This is a genomic window from Pseudonocardia sp., from assembly GCF_025965585.1.
In the GTDB taxonomy this organism is placed as follows: Bacteria; Actinomycetota; Actinomycetes; order Mycobacteriales; family Pseudonocardiaceae; genus Pseudonocardia.
This window is the reverse complement of the sequence record NZ_JAOPWR010000413.1, coordinates 1-4,964: the sequence shown is the minus strand read 5'-3', so window position 1 is coordinate 4,964 and position 4,964 is coordinate 1. Positions and strand designations below refer to the sequence as shown.

At 71.3% G+C, this 4,964-nt stretch carries 2 protein-coding genes and 2 pseudogenes; 2 read left to right on the top strand and 2 right to left on the bottom strand.

The window, feature by feature from the left end; genetic code table 11:
• Positions 1-246 (top strand): annotated as a pseudogene (locus JWR81_RS25595) (hypothetical protein); the annotation flags it as partial.
• Between the two features lie 567 nt (positions 247-813).
• Here JWR81_RS25595 and JWR81_RS25590 read toward each other — a convergent pair.
• On the bottom strand, positions 814-4,014 hold the full coding sequence (locus JWR81_RS25590; RefSeq protein ID WP_297658388.1) for a DEAD/DEAH box helicase: 3,201 nt from the start codon (positions 4,012-4,014) through the stop codon (positions 814-816).
• 198 nt (positions 4,015-4,212) lie between these two features.
• Positions 4,213-4,365 (bottom strand): hypothetical protein, encoded by a 153-nt coding sequence (locus JWR81_RS25585; protein ID WP_367278854.1) that lies wholly within the window; start codon positions 4,363-4,365, stop codon positions 4,213-4,215.
• A 450-nt stretch (positions 4,366-4,815) separates the two neighbouring features.
• Between JWR81_RS25585 and JWR81_RS25580 the strand changes: the two are divergent.
• Positions 4,816-4,964 (top strand): annotated as a pseudogene (locus JWR81_RS25580) (DNA-binding response regulator); the annotation flags it as partial.

Here is a 4,964-nt window from a genome sequence, read left to right as displayed (position 1 = left end):
ATGCCTCCGTCGATCATCACCGATGACCAGGCGATCGCGATCATGCTGGGCCTTGTAGCCGCGATCGGACGGGCTCGTCCCGGCGTCGCGTGCGCTGCGGCGACAGTTGGCCGGGCGCTGCTGCGGCTCGCCGCCCGCTCGAAGCGGTGGCCGAGACCGTCGAGTCCGGCGCCGACTGACAGCGAGTCAAGTGCGCTCTGGTCCCAAACTGGTCCCAAGAAGATCGACTATTTCGATCATCGCTGATCAACTCGCCAAGACAGCAAGATCAGCTGGACTGACGTTTCCGCAGGTAGAATGCAGAACGGGCGGCTCCCCCGTCGAAGGGAACCGCCCGTTCCGGCCGTCGGGACGACAGGATTTGAACCTGCGACCCCTTGACCCCCAGGAAGGTGATCAGAGCATTTGCGCACGTCACACCGGTACACGAACAGGCTCGACCTCCATCACGTGAGCTCGCGAGCAGGTCGCAAATCGCAGCCGGTCCCCAATTGGTCCCCAGCGTGCATAGCCCACACGTAACCCACCGTGAACTGGGCTGGGCAAGACCCCTCAAGACGGGGCTCAGACATCGTGGATGCTCCGGGAACATCGTTATCTCGTCATGCCGCGAGTAGCCCAGCAATTGACCAGCTAAAACGCGTACCAGGGATGGCAGGAAATCGTTCCGCCGTAAAGCAACACCCGCTGACCGAGAAACCCGGCCGAGGCCGTGCCGCGGCGGTCCTCACACCGCACGAGCCGTCCCGCATAGCGTGTGCTCCGTCGTCGTGTTGCTTCCATCCGACCATTTGAGCCGGACGGCGGGGCTGCTCACCTTGGGCGTCCTGGCTGGTGGTGCTGTGTCGTGCTCGGGTCGGGGAACCCCAGGCTTCGGTAGCCGGGTGCGCGCTTGCGCAGCGATGACGCGAGCACTCTGGTCTGGTGGTCGTGATAGTCGTGCACCTCGACGACGTGCTTACCGGGCGCCGCGCGCAGCACCCGTCCCACGTACTGCACGAGCCGCCCCTTGAACGCGATCGGCGCGGCCAGGAACACGGTATCGAGAGCGGGGCAGTCGAATCCCTCGCCGACGTACGGCCCCGTCGCCACCACGAGCAGCGGCCCGCCACCGGGCTGCAGCCGCTTCAGGGCGTCGCGGCGCTGACCAGCCCCCATCCCGCCGCGCAGCACCACCGGTTGATGTCCGGCGGCCTGCAGCAACTCGGCGAGCAGCGCGACGTGCGCGGTCCACTGGGTCAAGACCAGGCAGTGCCGCCCACGGGCGAGCGCGGCCTGCGCATCAGCGAACACCTGCTGGTTGCGGGCTTCATCGGCGACGAGGTCGCGGTAGACGGCGGCAATCCCGCCAGGAGCCGACGGGTCCGCGTCGCCGCGGTAAACGAAGTCGGTCAGGTGAATGGTCAGGGATCGTTCCGGTGCGCCACCGGCTGCAGCGGCCGCGAGGGTGCCCGGCTCCGGGGCCGTCATGGTGTGCCGGACCGGGCCGAGCTGCAGCGCGATCAGGTCGTCGAGCTCGTCGCGCCGGTACGGGGTCGCGGTTAGACCGAGCCACCGCCGGGCCGGGATCTGACGCACGGCGTTGTCGAACGCGGCGGCCGGGAGGTGATGGCACTCGTCCACCACGACGAAGCCGTAGCCGGCGGTCAGCTCCGGCAGGTCGTCGCGCCGAGACAACGTCTGCAGGGTCACCAGGTCGACGGTGCCGCGCAGCTTAGTCCGGCCGCCACCGAGCTGGCCCGCGGTGACGCCGAGGTGCTCGGCCAGCCGCGCCCGCCACTGATCGGCGAGGGTCTTGCGGTCGACCAGCACCAGCGTCGAGGTGGCATGCCGGGCGATCAGCGCACACGCGACGACGGTCTTGCCCGCCCCGGGCGGGGCGACCAGCACCCCGTGGTCGTGATCGGCGAGATCGGCGACGGCGTCGACCTGGTCGTCACGCAACGTAGCGGTGGGCATGAACTGCTGCGGTGTGCCGTCCACGCGCCGGTCGTCGATCTCCAACGCGCTGCCGGCCTCCTCCACGGTGCTCGCCAGCAGACCGGTCAGCCCCCGCGGGAGCACCAGCCGGCCGTCGAGGGTCTCGTCGAAGGAGTGCAGAAACCGCGGGACGCCCCAGGTCGAGAAGCGACAGCGCTGCCGGTCGTAGAAGGCCGGGTTCGGCATCGACGCCGCGTGCTTGAGCATCGCGAGCAGCGCCGGGGTCAGCGCAGCCATGTCGACCGATGCGCCCGCGGCGAGCTGCACACCCACCACCGGCGCCGGCCGGGGTTGAATGCCCGACGCCGTGGACGCGACCAGCCCGGTGACGGCAACACCGACCTTCGGCGGGGCCACCCACCCCGCGAGCCGTTCCACCTCGCGCGGCGACAGCCGGTGCAACGACGCCAGGTAGGACCACTGGTCGGCGTACGGCTCCAGGGTCGCGAGATCGAGGAAGACCGTCGCTCCGTGCCGGCGCGATCGGCCCTGCAACGGCGCCGCGATCAGATTGCCGATCCCACCTGACGCCGGAAGCACGTCCTGGGACGGGAACAACCGGTCGTAGGCGGTCAGGTCCATCCGGCCCCGCAGCGCGATCGCCTCCCGCAACAGGCCGGAACCCAGCGCTCGTGCGGTGGCGGCGGGCACCGGGCCGGTGAAGAAGATCCAAACGTGCGCACCGATGCCCGACCGGGACACCTCCAGCGCCGCCGGAACCCCGACGGCTCGGGCTGCCTTGAGGTAGGCCAGCGCGTCGAGCGTCGCGGACGGGCCGTCGAAGTCCGCCGCGAGCCAGTGGCAGGTATCACCGGTGAGCAGCGGGTACAGGCCGAGGTGGACCTCGCCGGTCAGGTGTGCCTCGACCACGCGGTCGGTCAGGCGCAGGTACGGCCGGTTCGATCCCTTCCGCCAGCCACCCTCGACCGCGGGTGACCACCCCGAACGCCCTGTCCGCGCGTTGTCCCACCGGATCGCGTACACGTCGGTGCGGGAGGCGAACAACGTGCGGAAGAACCGGACCTTGTCCGGCCCGGACGCCGATGCGGTCACCGGACCGGGGCGGTCGAGGAACAGGCCCGTCTGCGCAGCGACGGGAGGTCGTGCCTGCTCGGGCGTTAGGTCCAACAGCCGGCGCAGCCGCGCGTTCTCCGCCCGCAGCGCCACCACCTCGGCCTCGGACGAGGAGAACCGCGGGCCCGTCATAGGCCTACGTGCCCGAGTCGCTCGACGAACGTCACCTTGCGATTGTGCTCGTACCGCAGCGCCTCCAACCGGGATGCGAAGACGGCGGGTCGCAGACCCTCGTAGGGCGACCAGCAGATCCACCGCGACGTCGTAGCCCGGTGGGTACTTCTCCGCGATCTGCCCCGCGCCCCGAGCTGCCTCGCCCTCGGCAGCCAGGCCGGCCAGCCGCTCCAGCCGCGCGACCTCGGCACGCCGCGCACCTCCAGAAGACCGGGCCGCACGGCGATCACGCTTTGCTTGCTCGCGGCGCCGCTCCCGCTGCGCCGCCGCCTGGGCGAGCAAGTCAACTGCGGTCCGAACGCCGTTCTCCCCCGTGGCGACCGTCGCACTGGAGACGGCCCAGGGCGCCTGCACCGGCTCGGCCCCGGCCCTGCCCTCACGCGGCCGACGGACCGGGCACGTGCTCGGCCCGCAGGTACTCCCCACCGACTTGCCGATCTGGTCGACCCGCAGGTTGGACGAGCCGCCGCTGCCGAGCAGGCCGGTGAGCACGAGGGGCACTACGCGCAGGTCACCCTCGTGGCGGCCGATCCGGCCGGCCGCGTCGGGCAGCAGCCGCTCGACCCGCTCGAGGGTCAGCGCGGCCCGCAGCCAGTCCCAGTGCGCGGGGTCGGGCACCCAGACCCCGACGTTGGAGTTCCCGCCCTTGTCGCCGGCCTGGGCGTGGGCCAGCTCCTCCGGCCTCGCGGTGCGCGACGGGGCCGGCACCTCGATCCGGGTGCCGTCGTCGAGCACAACGTGGTGGTCGAGCAGGTCGGCGGCCAGCAGCGCCCACCAGTAATCCATCCGCGGCCACGGCTCGGTGGCCTGCGGCGCGTGCCCGTCGTGGTGGAAGCCCGGGAAGCCCTCGCCGGTTCGGCACCCACCATGTCCAGGAGGGCTGAACCCACGGGGATCCGGGGAGATGAGCGCCGACCACGGCTGGCCTGGCGGTGGACCGCTCGACGTCGATCTCGGTGTCGTCTTCCGATCACACGTGCTCCATCAGCCGATCCGCTCGTAACGCAGGTACACGGTGCCGCCGCGGAAGGCCCGCTGCTCGACCAGCCGCAGCCGCAGGTCGGCGCCGAGCGGGAAGCACGGCATGCCGCCGCCGATGAAGGCCGGCACCACCCTCGGGCGGAACTCGTCGATCAAGTCCAGCAGCGATGCAGCCAGACCAGCGCCGCCGACGGACAGGTCACCGTCCGTCTCCTTCTTAAGGCAGCTTCAGACGAACAGCATTCTGGCCGCCAGAGGTAGCGCCGCGCCGGCTCGGGGAGTCCCGCCAGGTCGGCGGCCGTGACGGGGTCACCGGCCGGTCGGGCGCGCGGGGCAGGGCGGCCCGCACCCGGTCGACGAACGCCCGGGGGTAGGCCGTCCGCGGGCGGGGCGGCACCACCAGTGGCGGCTGGAGCATTGTCATGGTCGCCTCCTGGTGGGCTGTGCGCACCAGGAGATCTCTCCGGTGGCGCGGCGACCAGGGACCGGGGTGCCGACGTCGGAGGGCCCTTCGGCCCCGGGGAGGGGGCCGTCCGGCAGCTCCGCGGGTCGGCGATCGGCGGTACTTTCGGCCCGGACACCGATCGTCGACGAGAGGCCTGCTCCGTGACCATCTCCGTGTTCCTGGTCGACGACCACGAGATCGTCCGGCGCGGGATCGCCCAGCTGCTCGAGACCGAGGACGACCTCGAGGTGGTCGGCGAGGCCGGCACCGTCGCCCAGGCCATGGCCCGCATCCCCGCCCTGCGGCCCGA

Excerpts from the sequence above, each read along its gene's own strand:
- JWR81_RS25590 (WP_297658388.1), bottom strand. The coding sequence starts at position 4,014 with ATGGATTACTGGTGGGCGCTGCTGGCCGCCGACCTGCTCGACCACCAC.